A 4239-nucleotide genomic window follows, 5' to 3' on the forward strand; every position below is an offset into this window, starting at 1 on the left:
GGATGCTGCCCCTGCGGGTGAGCAGCCGTGCCTCAAGCACGGCAGTGGCGATGAACGGCTTCCCTGTGGAGGTCATGCCGACGAGTGGTCTTCTGGCAGCACTGCGCACCACCTGACCATCGATGACGTGTGGCCCGATGGAAACCCCTGAACCGAAGAAAAAGTCTCCGTTCACGCCGGCAAGGGCGCCCGGGCCTGCCTGCCTGAGGAGCGTTGTCAGCGGCGCGCGCGCCGCCATCTGGCCACCCGCCTTGACGCTCGCAAGCTCTACCCCACCGCCCATTTGCACCTCAAGCACGTTGATGACCGCTTCAGGCGCGGAAAGCCGGTACTGCTTGTGGCGCACTTCGGGTGCAACCTGCACTACCCTGACCGGGGCGGGGACAGTACCCCCTGCGGCGCCCGCTGCGGCCACCACCAACCAACCCAGAACATGCACCCACCGTCGCATAAGACCTCACCTGTTTCCTGGCAATGTGCTCCTGCAAAGATATGAAATCCGCGCCGAAAAACAACCGGTTTTCTTGTGGTTTTGCCACCTGATCGAGGGGCGCTGCCGGCTCCCGAGAGAGAAGAAAAAGGTTGAATTTCTCGCTCTATTTGGCTATTTTAGCAAACGATGCGGAACCGTAGGCGCACTCATCGACCCCGTGGTCTCTGCCTCGTGGCCCTGCTGTTCATAGGGGGGTGCGCGCGGCAGGGTTTTCCGCCAGGTGGTCCGGAGGACAAGACTCCCCCGGAAGTTGTAGCCACTTGGCCGACGGCCAATGCCGTGCACGTCTCGCCCACCGTGCAGGTGGCGCTCACCTTCAGCGAAAAGATGCAGAGGCAGTCGGTGGAGCAAGCGCTGTTCATTGTGCCCAGACCGGCGGGCACTACCTCGCTTCGCTGGCGCGGCCGCACCCTGCTCATCTCCTTTTCCGAACCGTTGCGGCTCGGTCGCACCTATGTGGTGACCGTGGGCACCGACGCGCGCGACCTGCGCAATAATCGACTCGCTCAGGCCTTCTCTCTGGCCTTCTCCACGGGGGGCTCATTGGACAGTTGTGCCGTGAGCGGTCGTGTGTTTGGCACAGGGCAACTGGCCGGTACGGCCGTCTGGGCGTTCGACCTGTCCGCGGGCGCCAGCTCGGATCCGTCCACGAGGCTCCCGGACTATGTGACGCAGTGCGGCGCCACCGGCGAGTACCTGCTGCGGTCCATGGCACCGGGCGCCTACCGGCTTTTCGCGGTGCTGGACCGCGATGGCAACCAGCGCTATGACGCCGAGTACGATGCCTTGGGCGTGCCCGCCGGCGAGGTAGTGCTGAGCACGGAGAGCCCCGTGTTCCGGGGCTGCGACTTCCGCCTGGCGGTACGGGATACCACTCCCCCGCGCCTCGAGTCAGCGACTGCCTCGGACGCACGGCACGTGCACCTGCGGTTCAGCGAGCCGATGCAAAGCTGGCCGCTCACCGCGCCGGCCAACTACCTGGTTTTGCCGCAGGATGGTGGCGACACGCTGCAGGTGGTGGCCGCCTATGTGGACGCGGAGCGGCCCAGCTTTGTGCATCTTGCAACTTCCCAGCAAAGGCCGGTGCGCTACCGCCTCACCGTGCGCAGCGCCTGCGATGCCAATGACCTCTGCCTGCACGAAGCCGCCGCTGAATTTGCGGGAAGCGCGCTTGCCGACACCGTACGGCCTGCGCTGGTAAAGTCAGTGCCCCAAGACAGCGCCCGCGCCGTGCCATGCACCGTGACTTTGTCCTTCGCTTTCAGCGAAGCCATGGACACCGCCTCTGTGGGCAAGGCGTTGACGCCCACAGACAGCGCCGGCGCGCCTATACCGGGGCGGCTACAATGGCCTTCCGCCGCGCAGTGTGAGTTTGCGCCACGCTGTCCCCTGGCCGGACGCTCACGGTACCAGGTGATAATCCTCGGCGAGCTGGCCCGCGACCTTACTGGGCTCTCACTCCGCGCGGACACCGTGCGCATCACCTTCTGGACAATGAACTGCGATACGCTTTCCTCCATTGCCGGCACGGTGCGGGACGAAGATCCCACTGCAACCGGACCGGTCGTCATCCGCGCCAGCCAGGTGCGGCCCAAGGGAGCGAGCCGCGAAGTGGTGCTCCCCGGACCGGGTCCTTACGAAATCTCCGATCTGCTGCCAGGGGTCTACCTGCTGGAGGCCTACCGTGACGAGGACGCCAACGGGCGTTACTCGACGGGTTCTGCCTTACCATTCGTGCCGGCGGAACGCTTTGTCGTTCTTTCCGACTCTGTCCAAGTGCGCTCCCGCTGGCCTAATGTGGGCAACGACATTGTGTTGCCGCGCTGGGGCAGAGGAAGAAATTCCCAATAAGAGAGGTGAAATGCAGCCGACGATCCCATTTTCTTTTCGCCATGACCTGTTGTATTGTGAAGGGGTAAGTGTTGCGACGCTTGCCGAGACCTATGGTACGCCGCTCTACGTGTACAGCAAGAACGGCATGCTCGGCGCGTACAAAGCCATAGATGGAGCCTTCGCGGGCATAGCGCACACTGTATGCTATGCCCTGAAGGCGAACGCCAATCCCCATCTGTTGCGGCTGTTGGCTGCAGCGGGCGCAGGTGCAGATGTCGTCTCCGGTGGGGAGCTCCGCCTTGCAGAGCAAACAGGATTCGCCGCGAAGAGGACGGTCTTTGCGGGCGTCGGCAAGACCGATGCGGAAATCAAACAGGCAATCGAGCTCGGAATCGCGGCGCTGAACATCGAATCGCGGCAGGAGTTGGAGGTGACTGCCGCACTCGCCGCAGGCTTGGGCAAGAAGGCGCCCATTGCCATCCGCATCAACCCCGACGTGGACATCGAGGGGCACCCCTACCTGACCACCGGCCGGACGATCAATAAGTTTGGCATCCCTCTGGACGACGCGCGTGACTGCTGCCTTTGGGCAGCACGGCAGCCGAGCTTGGAACTGGTGGGCGTGCACGCGCACGTGGGCTCGATGATCAAGAAGACGCTCCCCTTCCGCAAGAACGCCGAGGCATTGGCCAACTTCGTCAGTGAGCTGAGAAGCGTGGGCATCGAACTGCAGCATATCGACATTGGCGGGGGAATTGGCGTGGACTATACGCGCGTGCTCGCCGAGCATGGCGCCCCACTCTACATCGATCCAGAGGAATTGGCGAGGGAGGTCGTGCCGATCGTCAAGGGGACGGGCTGCGAGCTTTTCCTTGAGCCGGGGAGGGCCATTGTGGGCCCGAACGGCATCCTGGTGACGCAGGTGGTCTTCACCAAGGAAAGCCGCGGCAAGCGCTTCGTGGTCGTGGATGCGGCGATGAACGACCTGATCCGTCCGGCGCTCTATGGGGCACACCACGAGGTGCTGAAGGTCCTTCGCAGCGATGGCGAGCCTGCCACGGCCGATGTAGTGGGCCCAGTGTGCGAATCCGGGGACTTTTTTGCCAAGGACCGGCTGATGCCGCCAGTGCAACGTGGCGACCTTTTGGCCATTATGACCGCCGGCGCCTACGGCTACGTTTTGGCGAGCACCTACAACCAGCGGATGAAGCCTGCCGAGGTCCTGGTGGACGGCACCTCGCACCAGCTCATCCGGGAGAGAAGCTGGTGAGACCGCCCCAGAGACGAACTGGGGCCGCTCGCGGCTGGGACGAGACGTGCAGCACGGCCGCGGGCCGCTTGTCCGAGGTGGAGAGCCTCCGACGCGCACGCAACTCCTCCCGCTGCCCAAGAGGGTAGAGCGCAATGCGCCTGCGTTTCGTAAAGATCTCGGCCACGGGTAACGATTTCGCCGTGTTCGACAACCGGCAAGGGTACTTGGACCCGGGACGTCACAGGGCATGGCTTAGTTGGTTGTGCCAGCGCCGCATTGCCGTGGGCGCCGATGGGGTGATCTTGGTGCAGGCCAGCGAGGCGGCGGATTTTGCTTACGTGCACATCAATGCCGACGGCAGCATTGCCGAGATGTGCGGCAACGGCTCGAGGGCGGTGGCCTTCTTTGCCCATCAGGAGGGGATCGCCAGCTCCCCCATGCGCTTTGAGATTGGCGGCCGCATCTACACGGCATGGGTCGAAGGAAGGTCGGTGACGACCCAGTTCGTGCAGCCTTTTCCGCCGCGCCTTGAACTGGGAGTCGCCAGTGAGCCGTTCCTGCGCGAAGGAGGGTTCGTCGACACGGGTGTCCCGCACTATGTGCTCTTTGTCGAGTCCGTGGAAGGCATCGACGTAGTCGGCCTCGGCCGCACGTACCGGCA

4 protein-coding genes are annotated in these 4239 nt (G+C 63.8%); 3 read left to right on the forward strand and 1 reads right to left on the reverse strand.

The window, feature by feature from the left end; translation table 11 throughout:
* Positions 1-451: hypothetical protein (locus H5U38_09665; protein MBC7187288.1), on the reverse strand; the 451-nt coding region annotated here is incomplete at its 3' end.
* A gap of 213 nt (positions 452-664) precedes the next feature.
* Here H5U38_09665 and H5U38_09670 point away from each other — a divergent pair.
* The 3 genes from H5U38_09670 to H5U38_09680 form a co-directional block, all read left to right on the forward strand.
* The gene (locus tag H5U38_09670; GenBank protein ID MBC7187289.1) at positions 665-2344 is read left to right on the forward strand and encodes an Ig-like domain-containing protein; all 1680 of its coding nucleotides are present in this window, start codon (positions 665-667) and stop codon (positions 2342-2344) included.
* A 10-nt stretch (positions 2345-2354) separates the two neighbouring features.
* Positions 2355-3596 carry a diaminopimelate decarboxylase gene (gene lysA / locus H5U38_09675; GenBank protein ID MBC7187290.1) on the forward strand — a complete coding sequence of 414 codons (1242 nt, stop codon included), beginning with the start codon at positions 2355-2357 and terminating at the stop codon, positions 3594-3596.
* Between the two features lie 134 nt (positions 3597-3730).
* The coding region (locus H5U38_09680) for a diaminopimelate epimerase (GenBank protein ID MBC7187291.1) at positions 3731-4239 on the forward strand (509 nt) is incomplete at its 3' end.

It is taken from the genome of Calditrichota bacterium (assembly GCA_014359355.1).
GTDB lineage: Bacteria > Zhuqueibacterota > Zhuqueibacteria > JANLFK01 > Oleimicrobiaceae > Oleimicrobium.